Below are 26,392 nucleotides of genomic sequence, written 5' to 3'. Positions count from 1 at the left end.
CCTCAATCAGCAATCCTCTCCATCCCGATCCTCAATCCTCAATCCTCGATCCTCAATAGGGGTATCAGCACCCGAAGCGCAGTTTCCGGGCGATAATCAACACACATGTCCACGCTCGACACACTCGGCCGGCCGCTTCGCAGCTTGCGCCTGTCGGTGACCGACCGGTGCAACCTGCGGTGCCACTACTGCATGCCCGAGGATGAGTACGTCTGGCTGCCGCGCGAGGATGTGCTGTCGTTCGAGGAAACCGTCCAGCTCACCGACCTCTTCGGACAGATGGGTGTGGACCGGGTGCGGCTGACTGGTGGCGAGCCGCTTCTCCGTCGCGACCTGCCGTCGCTTGTTGCGCAACTGGCGGCGAAGCCGTGGCTCGTGGACCTGGCGCTGACCACCAACGGCGTGCTGCTGGCCGATGCGGCGGCCGACCTGAAGGCGGCGGGGCTCCATCGCGTCACCGTGAGCCTGGACACGATGCGGCCTGAACGCTTCAACGCACTGACGCGAAGGGACGCGCTGCCACAGGTGCTCGCCGGCATCGACGCCGCGCGGCGGGTGGGATTCTCGGATCTGAAGATCGACTCGGTCATCACCCAGGGCGATAACGACGACGAGGTCGGAGACCTGCTGGAGTACGGGCGATCGGTCGGCGCCGAAGTCCGGTTCATCGAATACATGGATGTGGGCGGTGCCACACACTGGCGTCCCGACGCGGTGTTCTCGCGCGCTCAACTGCTGGAACGGCTCGCGTCGATCTACGGACCGATCGAGCCACTGCCCAGCCCGGCGTCAGCGCCTGCGGATCGCTTCCAGCTGCCCGACGGCCTGGCGTTCGGCATCATCGCGTCCACCACGCAGCCGTTTTGCCGGACGTGCGACCGCGCGCGCCTCACCGCCGACGGCGTGTTGCTGCTGTGCTTGTACGCGCAACACGGCACGGACTTGCGCCGCCCTCTTCGCGCCGGCGCATCGCCCGAGACGCTGCTCAACATGTTGAAGGCGGTCTGGAAGGGCCGCGCCGATCGCGGCGCTGAAGAACGCCGCTCAGTGCGGGGCCGCGGCACCTACATCCCGCTGAGCGTACTGAAGAAAGACGCGCACCTGGAGATGCATACGCGCGGGGGATAGTCGCAGCCACGAAGGATCACAGGAGGCGCCGAGACGCAGAGTCTTTGGGCGAAGAGAGAAGAAAGAAGAAGCTCCCTATCTCCGTGCCCTCTTGTGATCCGTCGTCTCCACGTCTCTATTTCTTGATCGCCGTCACAACCTTGCCCAGGAAGTCGTCGATAGCGCTACCCGTGGTGGCGCCGTTCGCGCGCCCTCCTTTGATCCAGCGGACGACAACGACCAGGTCGTTCTCCCAGTCCAGGTAGACAATGTTGTTGCCGTTGCCGACGAAGCGGACGGTGTTCTCGGGCACTGACGGCGTGGCCTTGCGGCCAGGGTTCAGATACCAGTTCATGAACCCGTACTCAGGGTTCACGCCCGGTGTGCGCGCGAGGCCGATCCACTTCGTGGAGACGAGTTGGCGGTCTTCCCACTTGCCGTTCCGGAGGAACAGGTAACCGAAGCGCGCGAGGTCGAAGGCGCTGATGAACATGCCGCCACCGAAGTGGCCGCCGCCGGTGGACGCCTGCACCTTGCGGCCGTCCAGATCGACCCATGAGTTGTCGTACCCCTCCCAGCGCCACGTGCTGGACGCGCCGATCGGTGTCATCACTTCGCGGCGCAGCACCTCGGGCAGCGGATCGCGCCACACGTGCAGGGCGGCCAGCGCCATCACGTTCACGCGCGTGTCGTTGTACTTGAAGTGGGTCCCAGCGGCGTAGACCGGTCGCTTCTCCCACTCGGCCTCGGTCGCGCCCACTGGCCGATCGGCCCAGTCGGGTTTGCCCCACAACGTCCCGGACCAGTCACTCGTCTGCCGCAGGAGGTGGTCCCAGGTGATCGGCGCATTCTTCTCTGACGCGAACAGGTCCACGTTCGCGGGCATGTACGGCCCCACGCGATCGTTGAGGTCTTTGATCAGGCCGCGGTCGTACGCGAGACCAACCACCGTCGAAAGAAAGGTCTTGGTGACGCTGAAGGTCATGTCGGGCCGAGCGGTATCGCCCCACTCGGCCACAATGCGGCCGCGGTGGATGACGAGGCCATTGGCGGCGGCGCGCGGTGACGTAGGACCGATCAGTGCGTTGTAGGGCGCTTCGCGGCGGAACGTGTTTGGAATGTCGAGCGCCAGATCCTTCGTGGCCGGATTTTCATTCTCGATCGCGAAATCCACGGCGGCCTTCAGTTTGACGGGATCAAATCCCGCATCGGCCGGCGACACCCGCGCCCAGTCGAAGCGCGGCGGATAGTAGGTGGTGGGTGTCGACGCCGCCCGCTGGGCCAGTAGGCCCGAGGACACAAGCGCGAGGCCGACAACGACCAGGACGAGGCGGGAAGATCGTCGGAGCAACATGCGCCGCAGTATACGGCTATGCATCTCGTAGCGCGGCGTGCACTTCAACGCCGCGGCACTTTGGCGGCCTTGAGGTTCAGGCCGCCCTACGAGGGAGCTTCCCAGTTCCGCCAGTTCCGCCAGTCCAGTCAGTTCCGCCAGTTACTTCACGGTGAATCTTCGATAGTCCGTCACCGAGTCCGCCTTGGACCAGAGGCCGACGCGGCCGGAGACCGAGGCGGGCAGGTCAAACGTGAGGGCCTGCACGTCGTTGACCCACCCGGAGACCTGGCTGCCTTCGACATTGAGCCGCAACGTGCGCCACTCGCCGAGTTTGACGGCGACAGGCACGCCGCCGTGGTGCAGGCGCTCGCGCTGGCCGTTGACGACCTTCCACAACGCGGTGTCACCGTCCTTCGTGTTGTAGCGGAACGCGTAGTGATTGCCGTCCTCGGTGAGGCCAAAGAGGAGCGACGCGAACTGGTCCGATGCGCCGCCAATGAGCCTGAAGTCCACCTGCAGTTCCCCGTCACCGAACGTCCCCGCCTGACGGACTACGCCGTATGGGAACTGGAGGCCGGCGAGCACACGTTTCTCGAACGCCGCTGCGGACGCAGGAAACAACGCGGCCGCTTTCTCGGGCAACATCCGCGGCGGCGTCCCAACCTTCCAGTTCGTCCCGTCCACGCGCAGGAATCGTTCGCCGGACTCTTCTCGAACTGTCCAGTCCCCGGCCAGCACCGCGAACATCACGGGTTCCGCGCCAACAGCCTCGCCCTTGAGCCACGCGTCGCCCAATATGGCGGGCGTCGCCTCAGCGACCACGGGCTGCGGCAGCGGAAGCGCAGGCTCCTGAGGATCCGCGCCACACGCGGTGGTCGCGACGATCAGAATGACGATGTTGGCGAGACGTGTGATTCGCATATCTGATCTCCTGAACCGGGGCACGTAGGGGGACGGGTCTCGACTGTGGAAAACTCCTGGAATTTTAGCTGTCGATATTCCCGGAGTTTCCCACAGTCGAGACCCGTCCCCACCCTGCCCGCTTCTTGCGCCAAGTGTAAAAGCCCCGCACCCCAAGTAGCACCAGGAGAATGCCGCCATACAAATATGGTTTTGTCTCCGGAACCTTGGTTTTCCAGATGAAGTGGATCGCCCCGGCGGCGCCGGCGACATAGGCCAGACGGTGCAGTGTCTGCCACCGCTTGCCCAGCCGCCGAATCCAACCCTTGGTGGACGTCAGCGCCAGCGGCAGCATCGCGAAGAACGCGACCATGCCCGACAAAATGAACTTCCGCTTCATCACATCGTCCACCACCGCCTTGAGTTGGCAGTCGGCCCAGTACAAGCAGGCCTGGTCGAACAGGATGTAGAACGAAAGATGCGCGAGTGCGTAAAAGAACGCCCAGAGGCCGAGCAGGCGGCGCAGCGACTGCAGGCGGTTCCAGCCTGTTATCCGCCGCACGGGTGTAATGGCGAGTGAACACAGCAGGATGACCAGCGCGGCTTCCCCGCTGGTGTGCTCCAGGGTCTCGACAGGGTTGATGCCGAGGTCGCCCCAGAACGCGTTGTAGAAAAGGTTCGCGCCCGGCCAGGTGCAGGCGGCCCACACCAGCACCTTGACGGCGCGCATCGCGCCCGCCGACATCAGTAGAACTTCTTCAGGTCCATGCCGTCGTAGAGCTTCGACACCTGATCAGCGTAGCCGTTGAACATCAACGTCGGCTTGTTCTTGACGAACGAGCCCAGGCGCGTCTCGCGCGACTGGCTCCATCGCGGATGATCCACCATCGGGTTCACGTTGGAATAGAACCCGTACTCGGCCGCGTTCGCGATATTCCACGACGTCGGCGGCATCTTCTCCACGAAGCTGATACGGACGATGGATTTGATGCTCTTGAAGCCGTACTTCCAGGGCACCACCAGTCGAATCGGCGCGCCGTTCTGATTCGGCAATTCCTTGCCGAAGATGCCGGTGGCCAGGATCGTGAGCGGATGCATCGCCTCGTCCATGCGCAGGCCTTCCACGTACGGCCAGTCCAGCGAGCCCGTGCGCTGGCCGGGCATTTCACTGGGGCGCTGTAACGTGGTGAACGCGACGTACGCGGCCTTGCCCTGCGGCTGGACACGTTTAATCAGATCCGCCAAGGGGAATCCCACCCAGGGAATCACCGCCGACCAGGCCTCCACACAGCGGAAGCGATAGATGCGCTCTTCCAGCTGATGCGGCTTGATCAGATCTTCAAGCGCGTAGTCGGCCGGCTTGGCCACCAGGCCGTCCACCTTCACCGTCCACGGCTTCACTTTGAGCTGGCCGGCATACCGGGCCGGGTCTGACTTCTGGGTGCCGAATTCGTAGAAGTTGTTGTACTGCGTGACCTGTTCCCACGTGTGGGTGGCTTCGGTCGTTGAAAGCGGCGACTTTTTCACGCCCGCGATCGTCGCCTGAGCCCACAGATCGCCACCACTCAGCAACGAGGCCCCGGCATACGCGCCCAGCGCACCGGCTGCGGCGGTCTGCAGAAACTCACGACGCGAGCGGTAGACCGCTTCGGGTGTGATCTCAGATGAACGGATATCCGATGCGCGCTTGATCAACATGCTGGGTGCCCTCAGGTTTGATTCTACCCCGTCATCTACCCTACGGCTGCCAAGGCCATCAGGATTGCGGCACCGCACGCAGGCCCTCAGTCGGCCCCCCGGCCACGCCAAGGAACCGCGCGCTCTCACGCCAGACACGCTCGATCGACGTGGACAATTGATGGCCGTCCGGCAACAGGCGCAGGTCAACCATCGGTCGCCCAGCCGCCCACTGTTTCACCATCGCCGGCTTCACCACCTCGTCGTATTCGCCCTGGAACACCAGGGTCGGGAACCGGACTGGCAACGTGATCGCGTCGTACTGCGCGGCATCCTCATACAGCGCAAAGTTGATCTCGCGCTCCTCACCCCAGGCGTGGTGGGGCACGCGCAGGGCCCCGGCCTGCCGCCACGCCTCAACGCTATGTGGACCAAACTGGCGCAGCCGGTTGCCGCCAAAATCCAAAGCCGGCGCAAGCAGGATCAGTCGATCCACGCGGCCGGTGAGGTCCGCGTCGGCGGCAAGCACTGCCACAAACGCGCCCAGGCTCGAGCCCACCAGCGCCACTGGACCCTCAGGAATTCCCTCGATCACCGCTCGCACCTGCGTGAGCATGCGCGTGGTGGTCAGGGTCTCGAACTCGGGCTGGTTCAGGTCAGGTGACACGAATCCGACGCCCGCCGCCGCAAGACCGCGCCGAAAGACTTCGGCTTTGGACGACTCGGGCGACGACGCGAATCCGTGGAGGTAGACGACGTGACGGACAGGCACTGTCATGTCGGCACCCTCGTCAGATCTTGTTCGTGCAGGTCGGGTGACAGCGGCACCGCATGCCGGCCTCGCCCTCGGTGTTGTAGTCGTAGCTCAGCTCGTCGCCCTTCTTGATGTTCTTGGAGGCGCGAATCCAGACGACGTCTTTGATGACTTCGGAGTAACAGTTGCCGTTGCAGGAGTGATTGATGAACCGCGCGGTGCTGCCGTTGACGTTGCCGTCGCGGTACCACGCCCGGTTCAGCGTGAAACACCAGATCTGCCCCTTCTTCTGGTACTTCGTTTCGCGCCGATCCGCTTCCGCAGAAGAGACTTTTTCCCCTGTGTACTGGATGATGCGCTTGTTCTTGTTGATCGGCTCCGACGCGTAGACACCCCAGCCCGAAATTTTGGATTTCTTGCGGATGATCCGAACGCCTGTTTCCGTGACCTCTACTCGTGCCCGACGTTTTGCCATGAATCATCTATTCTAACCGAGCAGGCGTCTGTGCTGATGTGTCTGGGTCTCGGCGGTTCATGCCTTCCCAGGGCATGCGTTTGCTGTCATTGCCTACTGGTGCTGCGGCTGCCGGCGTTGGTGCGCCTGCTTCTTCGCCGCAAGCGTCGTCCTCGATGACCATCCGTGCCGCACGCGTCTTCGACGGCGTCACCGGCCAGTTACATCGGAACTCCGCCGTGACCGTCGCCGATGGCCGCATCACCTTTGTTGGCCGCGCCGAGGGAGACGCGATCGACCTTGGCGACGTCACCCTGATGCCGGGCCTCATCGACGTGCACACGCACATCGACTGGCATTTCGGGCCTGACGGCCGTTATGGCAACCGGCCCGACGGCCCGCGGGAAACTCCGGAACAGCGCGATGCGGCTATCGCCGCCAATCTGAGGGCGACGCTCCTGGCGGGGTTCACGACGGTGCAGAACCTCGGCAATCGGGGCGATGCGGCGCTGCGGGCGGCAGTCGCGGCCGGCACGCTGGTGGGGCCGCGCATCGTGTCGTCGCTCGGGCAACTCCAGCCCGGCACTCGCACGCCCGAGCAGCTCAGGGAAGCCGTCCGCGCGTCAAAAACCGCCGGCGCCGACGTCATCAAGACCTTTGCGTCGGGCAGCATCCGGGACGGCGGCAAACTGAACGTGACCCAGGAACAGCTCGATGCCGTCTGCGGAGAGGCGCGCGTGCAAGGCCTGCGCGCCGTCGTGCACGCCCACGACCCGGACTCCATCGTGGCGGCGGTGAAGGCCGGGTGCCACCAGATTGAACACGGCGCGTTTGCCGACGACCGCGCGATTGCGGCAATGAAGGCCGCGAACGTCTTCTTTGATCCCAACATCGGGCTCGTGTTGCAGAACTACATTGAGAACAAGGCGAAGTTTCAGGGCTTTGGAAGTTACACAGACGAAGGGTTTGCGTTCATGGAGCGCGCCGTCCCGACCCTCGGCCCGATTTTCAAGAAGGCACTGGATGCAGGCCTGCGTATGCCGCTTGGCACCGATGCGGTGGCCGGCGCCCATGGCCAGAATGCCCGAGAAGCGTTTGTGCGTGTGCAAGCGGGCCAGCGGCCTGTGGACGCGCTCATCAGCGCCACGTCGCTCGCAGCGGAATCACTGGGAATGGGTTCCACGCTCGGACGGCTTGCGCCCGGCTATTTGGCGGATATCATTGCTGTGTCGGGCGATCCGACGGCGAACATCGAGGCGTTGCGATCCGTGCGATTCGTCATGTCGCAAGGCAAAGTGATTGTGCGGTAACACCATGGATTCCATCATTCGCGGCCAATATCAGCCCCTGGAGAAGCTCGGCTCCGGCGGCATGGGCGACGTCATCAAGGCCAAGGACCTGAAGCTCAACCGCATGGTGGCGCTCAAGTTCCTTCGCGCGGACCACAGCGGCGATCCCACACGGCGGCAGCGATTCATGCAGGAGGCCCAGGCGGCCTCGGCGCTGAACCATCCCAACATCATCACCATCCACGACGTCATCACGGAAGACGACGCCGACATCATGGTGATGGAGATGGTGTCGGGCAAAACGCTGGACGCGATCATTCCGCGTGGCGGCCTGCGGGTGTCGCAGATCATCAACTACAGCGCACAAGTGGCCGACGCCCTCGCGGCCGCGCATGGCGCGGGCATCATCCACCGCGACCTCAAGCCCGGCAACATCATGGTCACCGAGCGCGACCTGGTGAAGCTGCTCGACTTCGGGTTGGCCAAACTCGCGCCTGGCGCGTTTGCCGAAGACCCCGAGGCCACCGGCCTCACTCCCCTCACCGTCCAGGGCACCATCGTCGGCACCTTGTCCTACATGTCGCCGGAGCAGGCGCAGGGCAAGGCGTCGGATGCGCGGTCCGATATCTTCTCGTTTGGCGCCGTGCTGTACGAAATGGCGACGGGCAATCGTGCGTTCACCGGCGAAAACAGCATCAGCACGCTGACCAGTGTTTTGCGCGATGAGCCGCGCCGGGTGCTTGAGATCACGCCGGAAGTACCAGAGGTCCTGTCGGACGTCATTCACAAGTGCCTGCACAAGGATCCGGATGCGCGCTTCCAGACCATGGCCGAGGTGCGCGATGCGCTGATGCGGCTTCGACAGCTGTCGTCATCGGGCGTGCTGTATGCCCAATCGCCGCTCGCGTCGGGCATCATGTCGCAGCCTGTTCTACCGACGTCGGTCGGCGTTCCGGCCGCTGCGATCGAGGCGGCGAAGACTGCTGTGGCCGGGGCCAAGCCGGCCGCCGCTGCCGCGCCGAAGAAGCCGGCGGTTGCGGCCCAGACAGCCAAGACCGGCGCTGCGGCTGGTTCGAATCGCACCGCGATGATGGCTGGTGCGGCTGTGGTGGTGGTCGCGCTGGCGGCCGGTGGATGGTGGTTCAGTACGCGGCCGGGTGCCCCTGTGACGCCGCAGCCTGACCCTCTGGCAGCCACGCCTGCACCGGCACCACCGGCGGAACCGGTTGCTGTGACGCCCGATCCGGCGGTGCCACCGCCGGTCGCCGCCGCAACGCCAGGCACAGATGCCACGAAGGTCGCGCCGAACACGGCGAAGCCTGCAGGTGTGCCTAAGCCCGCTGCGCCTACGGGGGTCAGAGGGCGTGGTGCGGCGACGGCAGCAACGGCACCGGTCGCGGCGCCTGTGGCCGAAACGGTCGTGCTGCTCGTACCCGTACCCGACGCGTTGCCGATCGCGCTGCAACTGCAGACCGAAATTCCGCTCGAGGCCACTGCGGGAATGGAACTGCAGTTCACGGTGACCCGAGACGTCACCGTCGGAGGCGAGACGGTGATCGCCAGTGGCGCTGCGGCCACCGGCGTCATCCTCAGCCACGACAAAAAGAAGGCGACGATTCAGCTGAAAACCGTTGACGCGCTCGACGGCACGAAGCTGAACATCCGCGCCACGGCCGGCTCAACGGCAGACTCGAAGCGCACCATCGAAACACCCGGACAGAAATCCAAGACCGTGGTGGTCTCCCCCGGCGCCACCACCATCGGCTACCTGTCGGGCCAGCAGTCGGTCAGGCTTCGGAGGCCGGGTCTTTAGACCCGGCGACGACGCCGGACCTGACCAGCCTCCGCCAAGGCTACGGCGGTCCGCCGGAGCTTCAGCGAAGGCGGAAGGTCCGGCCTCCGTACGGCCACACCCGCGGCTCACCTGAAGTCGTGGGATTGTGGCGGCGGCCCCTGGTGGGCCAGCGCCTCTACTCGCTCGGCTTTCACCGAGATGGCGCCGTCCTGATTCTGCAGGACGCCTTCGATCAGCAGATACGGCGCGTCCACGACCGTGCGTTTGTGTGACGTAAACACATCGGGCGTGAGGATCGCGTTGGCGATGCCCGTTTCATCCTCCAGCGACAGAAACACAAACCCTTTGGCCGTGCCCGGCCGCTGTCGCGTGATCACGGCCCCGGCCACACGCACCCGGCGGCCCGGACGTCCGTGCGCCAGATCCACCGCGCGCACCACTCCGCGCGCCGACAGCGTGCGCCGCACCAGCGCCATCGGGTGCGGGCCGATGGTCAGCCCCGTCGTGTGGTAATCGGCCTCCACGCGTTCGAGCAGGGACATTGCGGGGAGGGGAGATCTGATCTCGGGCTCGCTCCCGGAAAAGACGTCGGGTGTCTTTTTCAGGGCCGCAGGGAAAAAGACACCCGACGTCTTTTCCCTGAGCGAGCCCGTGTCGGGCGAGTCGAACGAGTCGCACAGCAGCGGCCCTGCGGGGCGGGCGGCGCGCTCGGCTTGCCAAAGCGCCGATCGGCGATCACCTCCAAGCGAAGCGAGCGCGCCAGACTCGGCGAGCATGCGCAGTTCATCGCGGCGCAGTCCCGTGCGCCCCCCAAGCTCGTCGAGTGTCCGAAATCGACACGAAAACGACCTCTGAGGTCGTTTCATGTACCCACTCGTGGAAACGACCTCAGAGGTCGTTTTCGTGGCCGCAATTTTGCGGCCAGCTTCCTCGCGCAACCCCTGCACATACATCAGGCCCAGCCGAATAACACCGTCGTCCTGAATCGTGCACGGCCAGTCGGATGCCTGCACATCCACGGGCGCGAAGCGCACGCCACGCCGCTGCGCGTCCTTCACAAGCGTGGCCGGCGCGTAAAAGCCCATGGGCTGGTTGTTGAGCAGCGCCGTGTAAAACGCCGTGGGGAAATGCACCTTCAGATACGCGCTGGCATACACGATGAGCGCGAAGCTGGCCGCGTGAGATTCCGGAAATCCGTACAGCGCGAATGATGAGATCGACAGCACGATCTGATCCGCCACCGCGCCGGTAATGCCGTTGCGGGCCATCCCGGCCCGCAGTCGGCCTTCGATGTCCAACATGCGCTTCGCCGATCGCTTGAAGCCCATCGCGCGGCGCAACTCCTCGGCTTCGCCCCCGCTGAAATTGGCAATCACCATCGCGATGCGCAGCAACTGCTCCTGAAACAGCGGCACACCCAGCGTGCGCTTCAACACCGGCTCCAGGCTGGGATGCGCGTAAGTCACGGGCTCATCGCCGCGCCGGCGCTTCAAATACGGATGCACCATCTGTCCCACGATGGGCCCCGGACGAATGAGCGCAACTTCAACGACGATGTCGTAGAAGTGTTTGGGTTTGAGTCGCGGCAGCGTCGCCATCTGCGCGCGCGACTCCACCTGGAACACCCCCACCGTGTCAGCGGCCTGCAGCATGCGATACACCTCGGGGTCGTCCGGCGGCAGATGCGCCAGGTCCACACCCGTGAGCAGCACCGCCTCTTCGAGTACGGCCATCATGCCCAGACCCAGCAAATCCACCTTCACAATGCCGAGATCCGAGCAATCATCCTTGTCCCACTGCACCACCATCCGGCCGGGCATCGAGGCTGGCTCGAGCGGGACCACCTCGTCCAGACGTCCCTGGCACATCACCATGCCGCCCGAGTGCTGCCCGAGATGCCGCGGCAGGTCCTGCATGCGTTGCCACAACGTGGCGAACTGCGTGTAGATCTGTTTGCCGGTATCCACACCGGCCTCTTTCAAGTGCTGCGTGACCGTGTCGGCCGGGTCCACAAACTCGAATCGGCTCATCATTTTGGACAGGACGTTGATCTCGCCCTCGTCCATGCTGAGCACCTTCCCCACTTCACGAGCGGCGCTGCGGCCACGATAGGAAATGACATTGGCCGTCATCGCGGCTCCCGCCGCACCGTATCGCTGATACACGTACTGAATGACCCGTTCACGCCGGTCGCCGCTCGGCAGATCCAGATCGATATCGGGCCACTCGCCGCGTTCCTCCGACAGAAACCGCTCAAACAGCAGTTCCATCCCCACGGGATCCACCGCCGTGATGCCCAGCGAATAACACACGGCGCTATTGGCCGCCGACCCACGGCCCTGCACAAGAATTCCCTGCTGCCGGCAGAAATTGACCAGGTCCCAGACGATGAGGAAGTAGCCGGCGAGGTTGAGTTTGTCGATGAGATCGAGTTCGCGCTGGATCTGGGCTTTCGCGCGGCCACCAAACGCCTCGTCGAGCGGATGATATCGATCGCGTGCGCCGACATATGTCAGACGCCGCAGAAACGACGCCTGTGTTTCACCCGCCGGCACCGGATATTCCGGAAAGCGATACCCCAGATTCACCAGGGTGAACTCGAGCCGTTCGGCCAGCGATTCGGTGCCCGCAAGCGCCTGCGGCAAATCGCTGAACAACCGCGCCATCATCTCAGGCGGTTTCAGGTAACGCTCGGCATTCACCGACAGCCGCCGCCCTGCCTGCGCCAGCGTCGTCTTATGCCGCAGGCATGTGAGGACATCAAAGACGGGACGGTCTTCAGGCGAGGCAAACCTCACGCCATTGGAGGCCATCACCGGCACGCGGAACGCGGCAGCCAAATCGAGCAGTGACGCGTTGGCCTCTTCTTCATCGCGACGCAAATGCCTCTGCAACTCGACCCAGACGCGATCACGGCCAAAGATGCCGACAATCTGATCCACCAGCCCGCCCACGCCATGACGTTCAGCGACCAGGGCCGGACGTCCGGCCAGGGCAATCAATCCGCCGCAATGCCCATCCAGGTCTGCCAGTGTGAGCAAGGACTCGCCTTTCGCCGCCTTCGATTTGGCGCGCGTAATCAGCCGGCAAAGATTGCGATACCCCTCGACAGACGCGACGAGGACGGGGAGCGTCCACAAAGACGAACCACCAGGATGGGTCTGAGTGATCGTCAGTTCGGCGCCGACGATGGCGCGAAGGCCGGCGGCTTTGGCGGCGCGATACAACTGCGGGGCGCCGTAGACGCCGTCGCGGTCGAGCAACGCAATCGCGGGATAGCCCAGCGCCGCCGCACGCGCGACGAGCGTCTCTGGCAATGACGCGCCGGCGAGAAACGAAAAGGCCGAGGCCGTATGAAGCTCGATGTACATGTGCTCAGGCCCCGAACGCGCGGCTTCAATCGATTACGCCTTCCACTTCCCACCGATCGGTGGCGCGATCGCGCGCCAGGCGATACACCACGCCGGTCTCCACGCTCACATCCCACTCGTCGCGATCCCAGGTATCGCGATCGGCCGTCCACCACTGCCCCGAGGTGCGCCACGGCCCGGCCCGATGCGTGATTTCTTTACCCTGAGCGAGCCCCGCAGGGGCGAGTCGAAGGGCGCTGAGCACGATCCGCACCGGCGCGCCATGGTCGGTGACCACACGCACGGCCATGGGCAGGCGAAAGCGGCGAATCGTCGCGCTCGGATGCTGCGGGGCTTTTGAACTCGGCGAAGCCCGCCGAAGCCGCTCTATGGCGAAGGCGGGAGCGATAAACGGTTTCATTGATGACTTGCGGGGGTCGTGCGTATCAAGCACCACCGGCGCGCCCACACGCGACTCCCCCATCAGCGCCTGGAGCCGCGCGACCAGTGTGGCGATGTCTTCCACGGCAGGCACGTCGTGCGCCAGCAGCGATTTCTGTACGATGCGGCCCGGAGTTACCCCCAACTCCACCTCGACAATATCGATGCCGGCAAAGTGTTCGGCATCAGTGCCGGGCGGATGGGCTTCGAGATCGAGCAGGATCAACGTGCGCAGTACTTTTGCGTCGCGCATCGGCGCCGGCAGCGTCAACGTACGTTCCGCCAGGGTTTTGTTGACCAGGGTCAGCCGCGTGGTGATCGTGACCGCGCCCCGGTCGGCGCGTTCGAGCGCACCCGACAGCGCTTCGCAGACACGCGCCAGCACAAACGACAACGGCTCAAGCCCGTCTACGGGCCATTCAAGTTCCACGCGTTCAATAAACCGCGTCGCCTCTGCCGTCGCCACCAGGGGCACCACGTCTTCACCCCAGGCCGCCTGATGCAATCGCGCTCCGGCCAGGCCCAGCCGCGACGACACGTCGGCACGCGGCAGCCGCGCCAGATCACCCAGCGTGGCCACGCCCCAGCGATCCAGCGTCTCCAGCACATCGCTGAAGATGCGGGCCCGGCATTCGGGCAGCATCGCCAGAGCCGTCATCGGCAGGCGCGCCAACGTGTGCGCCTCGTCACCTGGCGTCACCACAGTCAGGCCCGGGCGCACATGCGCCAGCAACCACGCGGCCGTATGTGTGCCGGCAATGGCCACACGCACGCCCACGCCGCGGTCCCAGGCCATGCGCCGCATTTCCTCGGCAATCACCGCCGGCTCACCGATGACGCGTGTCAGCCCCCTCGCATCACACACCACCACGTCGTCGCCATGTGGTTCCACACGGGGCGAACACGCGCGGGCCACAGATTCAAGGACGCCGGTGATGGAGGGGCTCAGCGAGTCTCGGACGAGGCAAAGAAACATGACGAGGCCGCCTTTCCTGACGTGTGGCTCGCCACCTTCACCTGCATGGCGCTTCGGCTGACTCGTGCCTGCACCGCCACGCCAGACAATCGGCGGCTCTGCACGCTGGTGCCGGCCCACTGCCCGGTGCCAAGTAATGCCAGCGAGACTCCGCCTGCACTTCGGCCCATCGGCGCAGTGCCCACCAGAAGTCCGACTGTGTCGCGGCCTTCAAACACATGCGCCAGTCGCAACCAGGTGGACGCCGGCAAGGCGCGCACCATCCGTTCGGGCACATCCGCCAGATCGAGCACCACCACGGCAAACCCACCCGCGCGAACGGTCAGATCAAACGCGCGCAGACCGCGTCGCACCGCGAGATCGCCCACCGTGCTGTGCGGAGTGCCCCACGTCATGCTGGGCCCGCGCACCCACAGCAAGCGATCCAGATCGACGCCCGCATCAGCCGCGCTCGCCGGGTCGAAGCGATCGGCCACATCCACCAGGGCCACCACCCCTCCGCGCGCGGTGGCTGCAGCCAGCGTGGCCATCACCACGCTGGTGCGGCCAGACGATGCGGGGCCCACAATTTCCGAGACATGGCCCCTGGGCCATCCAGCTTTTTGAGCGCCAGGAGCCAACGCCTGATCCAGCGCCTCCACACCAGTGCTGGTCGTGGGCAACCCGGTGCTGAGCGGCCGGGTGAGCGTGCCATCAAGCTTCCTGGCTTGCAGCAGTGTGGTGAGGCGGGAGAGCGCGACTGAGGCCATGATAATTTTCGCTTTATTTTCGCTTTCCGGCGGCGAGTATACCGAACTTATCAATGGCGATCAAGAGGCGAAAGTCAGCGGGCATGCTCTAAGATTTGCTGGCGTCCATGTCACTCACCTCTGGAACCCGCCTTGGGCCGTATGAAATCGCCAATTTGATTGGCGTGGGCGGCATGGGCGAGGTCTACCGGGCTCATGACACCCGGCTGGGGCGGGACGTGGCCATCAAGGTCCTGCCGGGGGCTTTTGCCCAGGACACTGACCGGCTCGCCCGGTTCGAGCGCGAGGCCAAGTCCATTGCCGCCCTCTCGCATCAAAACATCCTCGCGATTCACGACACCGGAACCCACGACGGACACATGTTCGTCGTCACTGAACTCCTTGAGGGCGAAACGCTGCGCGCGCGAATGCAGCAGGGCCCGATGCCGGTGCGCAAAGCGACCGACATTGCGATGCAGATCGCTCGAGGGCTCGCGGCCGCGCACGACAAGGGCATCGTCCATCGCGATCTGAAACCCGAGAATGTCTTCTTACGCGAAGACGGGCACGTCAAGATTCTCGACTTTGGCCTCGCGCGATCGACCGTCTCGAGCAGCGGCGCCACCGAAACCGTGGCAGCCATCACTGACCCAGGCACGGTGATGGGCACCGTCGGCTACATGGCGCCTGAACAGATGCGCGGCCAGGCTGTTGACGCGCGCACCGACCTCTTCGCACTCGGCACCGTGCTCTACGAAATGTTGAGCGGCCAGCGCGCTTTCAAGGGCGATACCGCCGCGGACACGATGATCGCCATCGTGAAAGAAGACCCGCCGGAACTGACGGCCCTTCGGCCGGACGTTCCGCCTGCGCTGCACCGCATCGTCCGTCATTGCCTCGAGAAGAATCCCGTTGAACGCTTTCAGTCGGCACGCGACGTCGCGTTTGCCCTCGAGTCGTCCACGGATTCAGGCGCCAGTTCTGTCCAACAAACGACCTCGGCCGGATCGGCTGCGGTACCAGCCACTCGATCGCGCTTCCCACTGGGCATCATCATCGGGGCCGTCATCATCGTGCTCGCGATTGGATTCGCGTGGACGTCGGGCATGTTCACGTCAGCGGGCAGCGATGACACGTCGCCTCCAATCGTCATCGGCACCGCATCGCAGCTCACGACCGACGATGGGCTGGAGATCGATCCGGCCATCTCACCGGACGGAAAACTGCTTGCGTACTCGTCGGGTAAAGCCACGCAGATGCGGATCTTCATCAGACCCGTGGGTGGGGGCCGAACGATCCCCCTCTCTGATGACAAGGATGCGTTCGAGTTTCAGCCGCGCTGGTCGCCCGATGGCACCCAGATTCTGTATCTCAGGCCGGATGGTGCCTTCGTGGCGTCGGCGATGGGGGGCACCTCCCGAATGATCGTCAAAGGCATGCTGAATGCCGCCGCGTGGTCACCTGACGGGAAGCAGCTGCTGATCGCACGAGACAATGCCCTGGCCGTCGTGCAACTGGATGGCAGTGGCGAGCGTGCACTCGGTACCGCCACGGATGCTCCGTACTCTTGCGACTGGTCACCGAAGGGAGACCGGATCGCCTGCGTCGTCGGAAACATCGCGTCGGTGCTTCCCAGTGGAACGTTCGGCAATATTGCGCCAAGCTCCGTGGTCCTGATCCCGGCCGCCGGCGGGGCTGTCACCGAAGTGACCGAGCTGGCCGGGCTCAATCAGAGCCCGGTCTGGTCGCCCGACGGGCGTCAGCTGTACTTCATTTCAACCAGACAAGGCCCGCGCGACATCTACGTCGTGGACATCGCGGACGATGGCCAGGTGCGGGGCGAACCGCAGCGGATGAGCACCGGCCTTGGGGCGCAGTCGATTGCCTTCTCGGCTGATCGCCTCGTGTACGTCTCCTACACCGCACGCGCTAACCTCTGGTCACTGCCGATTCCGAACGCAGGGCCTGTCGATACGTCGAACGCCCGCGCGATGACCAATGGCAATCAGGTGATCGAGTCGATCCGGGTCTCGCGCGATGGACAGTGGCTCCTGTATGACTCCTCGCTGCACCTGAACGCCGACGTGTTTCGGATACCTCTGGCGGGCGGCACGGCTGAACGATTGACGACGGATCCGTCGGACGATTTTGCGCCAGACCTTTCACCAGACGGGCGCGAGGTTGCGTACCATTCGTGGCGATCGGGGTCGCGGGATATCTTCATCAGCCCGGTCTCAGGCGGTCCCGCGCACGCTGTCACCGCCACGGCCGGGCAGGAAAGCTACCCGAGATGGTCTCCCGATGGCCGTGCGCTGACGTTTATCGATCAGTCAACCAACGACCCCTCGGAAACGGCGCTGTACGTGACCCGCCGTGACTCCTCGGGAAACTGGGGCGCGCCGGTCCTGATTCCCGGTGGCGGCGCAAGAGGCGAGTGGCTCGATCACAAACAACTTGTGGGCGCCCGCTTTCCCGGAAGGATCGAGTTGTTTCCCGTTGATGGCGGGCAGCGGCGCGTGATTTATGCCCCCTCGCGCCCGGGTGATCCTGTGCCAGAAAGCGCAGGGATGGGGGCGGACGCACGAACGGTCTACTTCAAGAGTCACGATGCCGAAGGCCGGGCGTCGTTCTGGTCCGTGCCGCTGGCGGGTGGCCAGCCCCGCCAACTCGTGCGATTCGAGGACCTGTCACGAGTGTCTATTCGCCCGGACTTTGCGGTGGGGGGTGGCAAGTTCTTCTTCACACTCGAAGATCGCCAGGCCGACATCTGGATGGCAGACATCACGCGCCGGCCCAAATCGGAGCCGTGAGTCCCATCACTCCCCTCCCCAACCGCGTCCTGGTCTTCGTGCCCTATGTGGTTGACGACGGCCATCTGGTCAGCCCGCATTACGACGTGCCTGAGTACCGGGCGGAAGTTGAAGGGTGGATGCAGGGCCTGGGCCGGGCCTGGGACTGGGTGCCGATAACCGCCGATACGCTCGACGCAGAGGTCACGCGCGCGGCGGTGATGGCCCGGGCCGGGGACGTCATGGTGCTCAACCTGTGCGACGGTACCGTTGCCGACGGCTTCCCCGGGCTTGAGGTAGTCACGGCGCTCACCGCACAGTCGGTACCGTTCACCGGCGCAGGCGCGGATTTTTACCAGGTCACCACATCCAAGGCCGCAAGCAAGACGAGATTTCTGGCGGCCGGCGTCCCCACCGCCCCCTGGGTGCTGACTCGGACCAGTGCCGATGTGGATCGCGCCGCCGATACTCTGCGCTTTCCTCTTTTCGTCAAGCCCGACGTCTCGGCCGGCAGCTACGGCATTCAACTGGACTCTGTCGTGCATGATCGCGCGGCGACGCATCGGCAGGTCGCGGCGGTTCGTGCGGGCCTGCATGGCCAGTCGTTCGAAGACGAAGCCGTGCTCATCGAAACCTTCATTGAAGGTCGGGAGTTCACCGTCCTCGTGGTGGAAGACCCGCAGGAGCCGCTCGGACTCTTCGTCCTGACTCCCGGCGAGCGCGTGTTCGACTCACGCGTGCCCGCACAGGAACGGTTCCTTGCGTTCGAACGTTATTGGGGACTCCCCGAAGTGGATCGCCCCATTCCACCCGGCGAGCCCTATTATTGGTATCAACTTGCCCCGCATGATTTGCGCCCCGTGCTGGCCGACATCGCGCGACGCGCGTTTCGCGCGGTTGATGGTGAAGGGTACGCGCGCGTGGACATCCGCCTTGATGCACGCTCGAATCAATTAATGGTGCTTGAAGTGAACGCACAGTGCGGCTTATCCTCCAGCGACTCTTCTACTGTGGGCAGCATCCTTCATCTCTGCGAACAGCGCATGACACCGATCATCGAGCGCGTCATTAAACATGGCATGACCCGTCCGACATGGCATGACCCGCTGATGGACACTCGTCCCTTTGTCTCGGTGTTCATCGCGTATGCCGAATGCGACGGCCGGCTGACGAGTCCCGAATACGACGACCCGTCGGTGCGCGCCGAGATCAACGGCTGGATGCGGTCACTGGGGTGCGAGTGGGAGTGGGTGGCCATCTCGGCGTCCACACTCGACGTCGAGGTCACCCGTGTCCGCGAGCACCAGCATCGGCGCCGCGTCGTGGTGCTGAACCTGTGTGATGGAGACGACGTGAACGGGTACCCGGGGCTGTCGGTGGTCAAGGCCCTGGAAGCCGCCAGGGTGCCGTTTACCGGAGCGCGATCGCGGTTCTACGACATCTCGACGTCCAAGGGCACGATGAAGCGGCGCCTGACCGCCAGGGGCGTCCCGACCGCGCCGTTTGTGCGCATCCGCAACCTGAAAGCCGACATTCGCCGCGCCGGGCAGACGCTGGGATGGCCAATCTTCGTGAAGCCGGACGTGGCCGCCGGGTCGGCCGGCATTACTGCCTCAAGCCGCGCGGCCAGCGTCGAAGACGGCGTGCGGGCGGCTCAGGAGGCCGTGGCGCATGGCCGCCTCATCGCCGAGCCTTTTCTGGCTGGGCGCGAATTTACGGTGTTGGTACTGGGCGACCACACGAGTCCGGATGGGCTGCGCGCATTGCCGCCGGTCGAACGTGTGTTCGACACCTCCATCCCGGTGGAAGAACGGTTCCTGACCAGTGACACCGTCATGGCCGAGGGCACCGACGACCACGCGTATTCGTATGCGCCGGCGCCCGGCGAATGGCATGACGAACTGACCAGTCTGGCCAGACGCGCGGTCCAGGCCGTGGATGGCACCGGCTACGCGCGCGTGGACATCCGCTACGACGGCCACCCCGGCAAGCCGTATGTCCTTGAGGTCAACGCCAACTGCGGCCTGACTGAGGACGTGACATCAGCCGTGGGCAGCATCCTGGAGTATTCCGATACGTCCATGGTGTCGTTTGTGGACACGATTGTGGCCGACGCGCTCGAACGCCACAGGACACTTCACTCATGAACGTCTGCGTGCTCCAGCCGTCGTATGCCAAATCAGAACTGCTGAAGGAGTACGCCACACACGATCCCCCGCGCGACCTCTCGCCCCTGATTCCGGAATGGTCGTTCACCAACCTGTTTCTCGACAAAGCCACCGTGTACGCGCAGTTGAGCCACGCGAAGAAAGAGGGCTACGACATCTTCGTGAACCTCTGCGAAGGGCACCTCGACTGGGACGTGCCGTCGATTGATGTCATCCACTCGCTCGATAGCCTCGGCCTGCCGTACACGGGCCCGCCCGCCGACCGCTACGAAACCGGCAAGGAGATGTTGAAGGTCGTCGCGCGCTACGCGACGGTCCGCACGCCACCGCATGTGGCTGCGCGTTCGGCATCCGACGTGGCACATGCGGCAGCCTCGCTGCGGTTTCCCCTGTTCGTCAAACCGGGCGAGGGCGGGGACTCGTTCGGCATCGACGCCGCCAGCCTCTGCGCGGACACACGCGCCCTCGACGCCAAGGCCGCCGCGCTGCTGGAACGGTACGACACCGTCCTCATCGAGGAGTACCTCGACGGACGAGAGTTTTCGGTGCTGGTCGCGGCAAATCCAGCCAACCCGAAGGTACCGCTGGCGTTTCGACCGATCGAATACCGCTTTCCGCCCGGCGAACAATTCAAGACGTACGACTTGAAGAACGCCCAGTACCATCCCGAGGCCAATATCTCGGTGGGCGATGCCGCACTCGAAGCCGCGCTGGTGGACGCCGGGCGCCGCGTGTTTCTGACCTTCGGCGGCACGGGCTACAGCCGGATGGACTTCCGCCTCGACCGCGACGGCGTGCCCAGTGTGCTCGACGCCAACTTCAGCTGCTCGGTGTTTTACCCGGAAGGATTCTACGGCACAGCCGACTACATCCTGCAGCACGACGGCTTCGGGGTGGCGAACTTCCTGCGGCACATCATCCGTGAAGGCCTGGCGCGCCACGCCGCTCGGCAACGGCCCTTCACCGTGCGCACAAAGAACGGCGGCCTGGGGATCGAGGCCGTGCGCGACATCCGCCGTGGCGAGATCGTCTTCGTCGGCGAGGAACGCTCGCAGCGCATCGTGACGCGCCGGTGGGTGGAAGACACCTGGGACGCCCGCGACCGGCGGACCTTTGCGCAGTACGCGTATCCCCTCTCAGAGGATGTCTATATTCTCTGGTCGGAGAATCCGCACGACTGGGCGCCGCAGAACCACTCATGCGCGCCCAACACCGGCTACGACGGCCTCAACGTGCTGGCCCTCTGCGACATCAGCGCGGGCGAGGAACTCACACTCGACTACGCCCAGTTCTGCAACGAGGAAACAGAAGCGTTCGCCTGCCACTGCGGCGCCCCGGCGTGCCGGGGCGTGATCACCGGCACGTCGTCCATGAGCGTGCAGATGCGCGAAGAGGCGCGGCGCTCCCGCCAGACTACTGATTCGGACGCAGGAGCTGCCTGAACGTCAGCGTGTTGATGTCGCGGAACATCGGTGTGCGCGGCGGCAACAGGGCCGGCGTCAGGAAATCCGTATCGAAGTTGTAGCCGCGTGTTGGCGGCGAATACACCACGTTGCAGCATTTGTAGATCCCTGTGGCCTGGCGATTCAGGTACAGACTGATGATCGAGCCGCGGTAGTTGAGGGTCTGATCGGTCCAGTCCTCAATGTAGCGCAGGAAGTTGTGCGCGCCGCCGTCGGTCCCGAAGTCGGTGTGATCGTTGCTGGTGTTGCTCGTGGGCCGCGGGAAGTTGAGGCCCTTACCCGAGATGACCGCCACGCGGTACCACGTGGTCGTGGCATCGCGACTGCTGCCGGCGTCATGCGGCGACATGAACGACCGGATGTCGTTGAAGTTGTTGGACAGGAACGTCACCGCATCGGCGATGACCGCCGCCGACACGTGATCGGTACCCGGAGTTGTGCCCATCGCATTGCCGGCCGCATTCGGGGCGTTGTAATTGCCCTGGATATAGATGGGGTTTTCCGTCGCCACCGTGAGCCCCTGCGTCCCATTGGCCGGCAAGCGCAGATTCCCGGTGGTGAAGCCGCCATTCACCAGTTTGAAGGCCCGCCGGAAGAAGATCTGCGGATTGACACGCGCCTCGCCCACCGGCACCGTGGTGGCGAGCCCGGTCGCAGCGCCAGCGACCCAGGCGCCGGTGGCGCCAGTGGCCGGCACCCACGCTGGGACAGTGGCCATGCGGTACGCGGTAGCGGCCACCGGGTACAGCCGGGGCGAGCCACCGTAGAGGTCGAGGACGCCATTCCCGTTGATGTCTTCGCCCGTATCCAGTAGTCCGTTGGAGACGCTCTGCGCGGATGCGGGATTGAGGAGATCCTCGAAGCCCAGTTCGCCGGTTTCAAGGTCGTCGGCGAAATCGTCCGCGGTGAAGAGAATGCCATCCGCGCCGGCGCGCGTTCCCTGGGTCAGGTCCGGGCCGAGGTTCTTGTTGCCCCGTCTGTCTGAAAAATAGACCACGAAGCCAGTGACATCCATCGTGTCGGGGTACGTGGCCAGCCACAACCGGAGATTGTTGACGTCAAGCTCGGCGTAGTGCATCACGCCACCGAACAAGGGAACACTGCCTTGGCCCGAGGGGTCGTCGCGACGAGCCCCTTCTCGCGCGTCGTACAGCGCCAGGGGCAGATAGTTGGTGCCGTCGGTGGACCAGACACTGCCGCTCGTTCGGCCGCAGTTGCCGTAGCCACTGAGCGGGTTGTCTCGCACACGCTGCAAGCGAATCAAAGCATTCGGGCTGGGGTCATCTGCCGCGTTGCTGGCACACGTGGTGCCGGCGCTGTTCCAGGTCGCCGAACCAGCGAGGTTGCGACCGGTAAAGCCACGGTTCAGGATCTCCACCGTCACATCAGACCAGACACCGTCGCGCGTTTGCCGTTCGATCTTGAGAAATCCGCTCTGCAACGGCGTCCCTGGCGGCACGCGATACAGGTAGCCAGCCGTGCCGGTGCCGTAGGTGCCGGCCACCGCCAGCGGAACGCTGTTGACCCATGTGACCGCCGTACCCAGACCATTCGGATCCGCGCGGTACGCCGAATCCAGGGCCAGCCGCGCCAGATCGACAGGCGGGGCGGCCGTGACCGTCTGCAGGCCTGAAATATCCGACGCGCGATCGGAAAGGAGGATCCGCAAGCTCGCCATTGCGAAGAACCGCTGGTCTAGCACCACCTGTGTGTCGGGGACGGTGAGCGACGGTCGGCGGATCAGATCCACGGATGTCGCGCCATCCGCCACCAGCGGCAGGTCGAGCCGGCGGCCGCCAGTGGCGCCGTTGCGCAGGCGGTTGGCATAGGAACCGGTCGACACGTTCGTCCACTTGGGTTCGTTCCGGGTGTTGCCGGACACGAGGACCATGGTGGGCAGGCCGTTCACCGTCTGCAGTGTACTTGGGGGCACCGTCGCCACGTTGACGCTGCCTTCCTGCGTACCGCCGCCGCAATTGCCGCCCTGTGATCCGCAGCTGAGGTTCCGGAATGTCGGATTCGATCCCCCGGTTGTCGCGATCCTGACATATCCGCGATGGCCGCTCGCCGAAATCGAAACGCCGTTGGCCAGATGCGTTCGGACAACTTCCCCGACCGCAGTGAAGACCTCACGCAGCGTGAGCGTGGCACTGCCGTCCTGCGCGACATAGGCGTTCTGATTCGTGTGCACCCTGCCGCCAAAGTCGAAGTTCGGACCGGCGAAGAAACTGAGGTCATTGTCCGAGAAGATGCCGAACTGGAACACGGGCACGGCCACGGTCTGTAACTCACGCCGCATGCGCGCTTCGGCGGCGCCAAGCGAGCTCACGTTGGACCGCGCCGTCACATTGATCACATAGGGCGTGATGAGTCCGATCAGGCCCTGAAACGGTCCGCTCGGCACCGTCGCCACTTTCAGCGCGCCAGGGGTGATGGTGTACCCCGGCAGATTCCCTGGGGCAATAAACGTGAACCCGGGCAGCACAGGTGGCGTCGTCGTCAGCGCGGTAATCTGCGCGCCGGAAGGACTGAAGTTTCCGCCAATGAACAGGCCGCCCAGATCGGCCGTGAGTTTTTCAAGTCCGGCGTGCGCCGCCGCGTACGCCTGCGTCTGATCGCGGTTGATCCCGCTCGCCTGTTGATCGGCCGCGATGACGGCGAGGAAGCCAAACACGAGCGCGCCCATCAAGAGCAGCACGAGCAGCGTGGACACCAACGCCATCCCCGAGTCACTACCCCGTCGGTTAGTCGAAACCCTGGTGAGAGCCATTTATTTGTACCGATCCACCAGCGCCATGCTGCGCAGGCTGACCTGTGTATTCAGTGCGTTGCGAAAGTAGTTTTTCGTGGTTGAGAACTTGTCCGTGGAACGCCCGGCCAGATAGATATTGACCTTGCGGATCTGGTTTGGCGAGCACGTCTGTGGCGCACACGCGCCCCCTGTGGTGAGGTCGGCGGCCACCATCTTCACGTTTGATGGATTGGTTGCGCCATCGACCATGTCATACGTGATTTGCAGGTTCTCCATGGCGAACGCCACGGTACGGCCGCGTTTGTTGAGGGCCAATGCCGGATTGCCCCAGTTCATGTGACGGATGAGCCTTGGCGTGGTCGGATCAAGGGTGTTGTCGAGGTAGTAGGAGATCATCCGAATCCTCGACACGGTGGCCGATCGCGCCGTGGTGGGTGCCAGAGCGATCAGATCGTCGATCGTGCCATTCAGGCTGCTGACGAACTGGTTCAATTGGAAGGGGTCGCCGCCGTTGAACGTGATCGTCTGATTGCCGTTCACCGCCGTGATGTACACCAGCGCGCTGGCACTGCCTTTGGTGAACATCATCAGGTCGCCCACCTCCACGTCGTCGGGGCCGCCAGTGCTGATGTCAAGGCCACCGGTGACTTGCGCCGGAGTTGAGATGGTCGCCGTGTGGGCGCCCGCGTTGAAGCTCTCCACGGGCACGGCTTCGAGTTGGGAATCCACGGCCAGCGTCGTCAACATGTCGGTGGCCACGCCATTGATGGTGGGACCACATCCAGGTCCCACCGTGACCGCCGGAATGACCTCGGTGCCGGTCGGCCATTCGGTGCACGTGCTGCCCTGCGCCCGCGGCCGCTGAATCTTCAGCGCACCAGTGCCATTCGGCACCTGCACTGTCCGGCCGGTCGGCATACCCTGCCCCACCTGGATCAGATCTCGGACGATCATGTCCACGCCAATGCGCAGGTTGTTGGTCAGGCCCGTGGTGCCCTCGGCGATTTCCGTAGCCCGGTACGCGTTCTGGAGCGCCGTCATCGTGGCAACCAGCACGATGATCACGATGACACTGGCGACCAGAAGTTCGGTCAGGCTGAAACCAGCGTCGCTGCGACAGGGGGGCTCGGTGCGCATTGTCGTGGCTCAGGAGAAAGAAGAGATGAACGTGCGCAATGTGTAGGTGCGCTGTTGCAGCCCGACCGAGTAGGTAATGGTGATGACCACCTCGCGCAGGGCGGGGTTGACCGGCTCGAGTTCGAGAATCTGCACGCGACGCTGAAATCCAACAAGCGGCGTCAGTACGTCGTCGCCATCACCAAGGATTCCATTGGGCCCTGGAGCCCGCTGAGTCTCGATGCCGGCTGCGGAGTCGTCGGCGGTATTGATCAGTCCGTCCACGCCGGCCGCGTTCAGGCTCAGGGCGCCATCCAGAAACACGCCGCCGTCGGACACATTCCGGATTTCTGCCCACGTGATGGTGCGGGTATCCCGCGCCGTGTGCACGCTCTCGACGGCCTCGCGCGCCTTCTCACGGGCGATGAGATTCGACGACGACGTGGCCATGTGCTGAAGGCCGACGATGAATGCCTGGGCGAGGCCAAGAAGCCCCACGGTCATGATGAGCATCGCGACGATCGCTTCGATCAGCGTGAAGCCGTCGTCGCCGGGTCGGCGCGCGCGTGCGAGAGCTACTGCGCCCATGCGCTACCTGCCCATCGCCACTGCCGGATCAACGCGGTCGGTCCGAAGATGCTGACGGCTCTGGCGCTCAGTGTTTCGCCGGTCCGTCCGATGAAGATGGTGCCGTTGACTGGGTCACCGCCCTGGTCCACCAATTCACCTGAACTCGTGAACAGGATCGACGTGGCGCCCGGAAAGGCCGTGGCCGTGGCGTTGCCGAACGCATCGGGCGTATCAGGAACGCCGACAAACAGCATGAAGCTGTAGTTGGTGCCGAGGAACGCCTCGCGGACAAGAGTGGTGCCCGGGCCCGGGACTTCGATACGCGACACCGTGATTTTGTTCGGGGCCGTAAAGACCACCTGCATGTTGCGGCGCTGGGAGATGGCCTCTTCCCTGGCCACCCGCATGACGGCGACCACGGTGGCCGCGCTGCTGTCAGACCGGGCCGAGATCAGGGCCACCGGCATCACGGCCACGGTGATGCCCGAGAGCACGATGATGATGCCGATGGTGACCAGCACCTCCAGGAGCGTGAAGCCCTCGGAAGGTGAAATGGCCTGCTGAAAACGGGTTCGCATAGGGGTAGCCGAGAATCTCGGTTGCCTCCTTTGCAAGGAACGGTCCTGATTTACGGCCAGTTTTTTGAGGTTTTGCTGGGTTTCCTACGGCCAAGAGGCGCGCTTGGTGCCAGCGGCCAGGAGGCTGATGACGGACTTCGACCCGGGGC

The 26,392-nt window shown here is 64.4% G+C and carries 19 protein-coding genes; 6 read left to right on the top strand and 13 right to left on the bottom strand.

Translation table 11 applies throughout. The features are described from left to right. The first annotated feature begins 105 nt into the window (after nucleotides 1-105). Complete coding sequence (gene moaA, locus IPL75_03405) at nucleotides 106-1,128, top strand: GTP 3',8-cyclase MoaA (protein MBK9239310.1); 1,023 nt, start codon at nucleotides 106-108, stop codon at nucleotides 1,126-1,128. Nucleotides 1,129-1,243: 115 nt separating this feature from the next. On the opposite strand, the gene IPL75_03400 is transcribed toward moaA, so the two are convergent. The 6 genes from IPL75_03400 to IPL75_03375 form a co-directional block, all read right to left on the bottom strand. After that, on the bottom strand, nucleotides 1,244-2,461 hold the full coding sequence (locus IPL75_03400; protein MBK9239309.1) for a serine hydrolase: 1,218 nt from the start codon (nucleotides 2,459-2,461) through the stop codon (nucleotides 1,244-1,246). Nucleotides 2,462-2,602: 141 nt separating this feature from the next. After that, nucleotides 2,603-3,364: a hypothetical protein gene (locus IPL75_03395; GenBank protein ID MBK9239308.1), complete on the bottom strand. Its 762-nt coding sequence runs from the start codon at nucleotides 3,362-3,364 to the stop codon at nucleotides 2,603-2,605. Nucleotides 3,365-3,428: 64 nt separating this feature from the next. Beyond that, complete coding sequence (locus IPL75_03390) at nucleotides 3,429-4,088, bottom strand: sulfoxide reductase heme-binding subunit YedZ (GenBank protein MBK9239307.1); 660 nt, start codon at nucleotides 4,086-4,088, stop codon at nucleotides 3,429-3,431. Continuing rightward, the gene (gene msrP / locus IPL75_03385; GenBank protein MBK9239306.1) at nucleotides 4,088-5,041 is read right to left on the bottom strand and encodes a protein-methionine-sulfoxide reductase catalytic subunit MsrP; all 954 of its coding nucleotides are present in this window, start codon (nucleotides 5,039-5,041) and stop codon (nucleotides 4,088-4,090) included. Before msrP ends, IPL75_03390 begins: the two co-directional genes overlap by 1 nt. Before the next feature lie 58 nt (nucleotides 5,042-5,099). After that, complete coding sequence (locus tag IPL75_03380; GenBank protein MBK9239305.1) at nucleotides 5,100-5,798, bottom strand: alpha/beta fold hydrolase; 699 nt, start codon at nucleotides 5,796-5,798, stop codon at nucleotides 5,100-5,102. Nucleotides 5,799-5,811: 13 nt separating this feature from the next. Beyond that, nucleotides 5,812-6,249: an SET domain-containing protein-lysine N-methyltransferase gene (locus tag IPL75_03375; GenBank protein ID MBK9239304.1), complete on the bottom strand. Its 438-nt coding sequence runs from the start codon at nucleotides 6,247-6,249 to the stop codon at nucleotides 5,812-5,814. Nucleotides 6,250-6,404: 155 nt separating this feature from the next. On the opposite strand from IPL75_03375, the gene IPL75_03370 reads away from it, so the two are divergent. Continuing rightward, the gene (locus tag IPL75_03370) at nucleotides 6,405-7,538 is read left to right on the top strand and encodes an amidohydrolase family protein (protein MBK9239303.1); all 1,134 of its coding nucleotides are present in this window, start codon (nucleotides 6,405-6,407) and stop codon (nucleotides 7,536-7,538) included. A 4-nt stretch (nucleotides 7,539-7,542) separates the two neighbouring features. Further along, nucleotides 7,543-9,330, top strand: coding sequence for a serine/threonine protein kinase (locus IPL75_03365; protein ID MBK9239302.1), 1,788 nt, complete (start codon nucleotides 7,543-7,545; stop codon nucleotides 9,328-9,330). A gap of 107 nt (nucleotides 9,331-9,437) precedes the next feature. Here the strand turns inward: IPL75_03365 and IPL75_03360 are convergent, their stop codons facing one another. Genes IPL75_03360 through IPL75_03350 form a run of 3 tightly spaced genes read right to left on the bottom strand, consistent with a single transcriptional unit; the run spans nucleotide 9,438 to nucleotide 14,828 of the window. Next, entirely contained in the window at nucleotides 9,438-12,683 is a 3,246-nt protein-coding gene (locus IPL75_03360; GenBank protein ID MBK9239301.1) for an error-prone DNA polymerase, read from the bottom strand. Nucleotides 12,684-12,708: 25 nt separating this feature from the next. After that, the gene (locus IPL75_03355) at nucleotides 12,709-13,995 is read right to left on the bottom strand and encodes a hypothetical protein (GenBank protein ID MBK9239300.1); all 1,287 of its coding nucleotides are present in this window, start codon (nucleotides 13,993-13,995) and stop codon (nucleotides 12,709-12,711) included. A gap of 53 nt (nucleotides 13,996-14,048) precedes the next feature. Further along, a complete protein-coding gene (locus IPL75_03350) occupies nucleotides 14,049-14,828 on the bottom strand; it encodes a hypothetical protein (protein MBK9239299.1) in 780 nt (259 codons plus the stop codon). Nucleotides 14,829-14,935: 107 nt separating this feature from the next. Here IPL75_03350 and IPL75_03345 point away from each other — a divergent pair, with 107 nt between their 5' ends. Genes IPL75_03345 through IPL75_03335 form a run of 3 tightly spaced genes read left to right on the top strand, consistent with a single transcriptional unit; the run spans nucleotide 14,936 to nucleotide 21,206 of the window. Further along, entirely contained in the window at nucleotides 14,936-17,617 is a 2,682-nt protein-coding gene (locus IPL75_03345) for a PD40 domain-containing protein (GenBank protein ID MBK9239298.1), read from the top strand. Beyond that, entirely contained in the window at nucleotides 17,614-19,743 is a 2,130-nt protein-coding gene (locus IPL75_03340; GenBank protein MBK9239297.1) for a hypothetical protein, read from the top strand. The genes IPL75_03345 and IPL75_03340 overlap by 4 nt, the downstream gene beginning before the upstream one ends. After that, a complete protein-coding gene (locus tag IPL75_03335; GenBank protein MBK9239296.1) occupies nucleotides 19,740-21,206 on the top strand; it encodes an SET domain-containing protein-lysine N-methyltransferase in 1,467 nt (488 codons plus the stop codon). The genes IPL75_03340 and IPL75_03335 overlap by 4 nt, the downstream gene beginning before the upstream one ends. Here the strand turns inward: IPL75_03335 and IPL75_03330 are convergent. Genes IPL75_03330 through IPL75_03315 form a run of 4 tightly spaced genes read right to left on the bottom strand, consistent with a single transcriptional unit; the run spans nucleotide 21,178 to nucleotide 26,243 of the window. After that, nucleotides 21,178-23,940, bottom strand: coding sequence for a hypothetical protein (locus IPL75_03330; protein MBK9239295.1), 2,763 nt, complete (start codon nucleotides 23,938-23,940; stop codon nucleotides 21,178-21,180). The genes IPL75_03335 and IPL75_03330 overlap by 29 nt on opposite strands. A 57-nt stretch (nucleotides 23,941-23,997) precedes the next feature. After that, complete coding sequence (locus IPL75_03325; GenBank protein ID MBK9239294.1) at nucleotides 23,998-25,116, bottom strand: prepilin-type N-terminal cleavage/methylation domain-containing protein; 1,119 nt, start codon at nucleotides 25,114-25,116, stop codon at nucleotides 23,998-24,000. Between the two features lie 9 nt (nucleotides 25,117-25,125). Continuing rightward, the gene (locus tag IPL75_03320; protein MBK9239293.1) at nucleotides 25,126-25,683 is read right to left on the bottom strand and encodes a prepilin-type N-terminal cleavage/methylation domain-containing protein; all 558 of its coding nucleotides are present in this window, start codon (nucleotides 25,681-25,683) and stop codon (nucleotides 25,126-25,128) included. Then, nucleotides 25,671-26,243, bottom strand: coding sequence for a prepilin-type N-terminal cleavage/methylation domain-containing protein (locus IPL75_03315; GenBank protein ID MBK9239292.1), 573 nt, complete (start codon nucleotides 26,241-26,243; stop codon nucleotides 25,671-25,673). Before IPL75_03315 ends, IPL75_03320 begins: the two co-directional genes overlap by 13 nt. Between the last annotated feature and the right edge of the window lie 149 nt (nucleotides 26,244-26,392).

Source organism: Acidobacteriota bacterium, from assembly GCA_016716905.1.
In the GTDB taxonomy this organism is placed as follows: domain Bacteria; phylum Acidobacteriota; class Vicinamibacteria; order Vicinamibacterales; family SCN-69-37; genus SYFT01.
The sequence above is the reverse complement of the archived record's forward strand: the minus strand, read 5'-3'. Positions and strand labels throughout refer to the sequence as shown.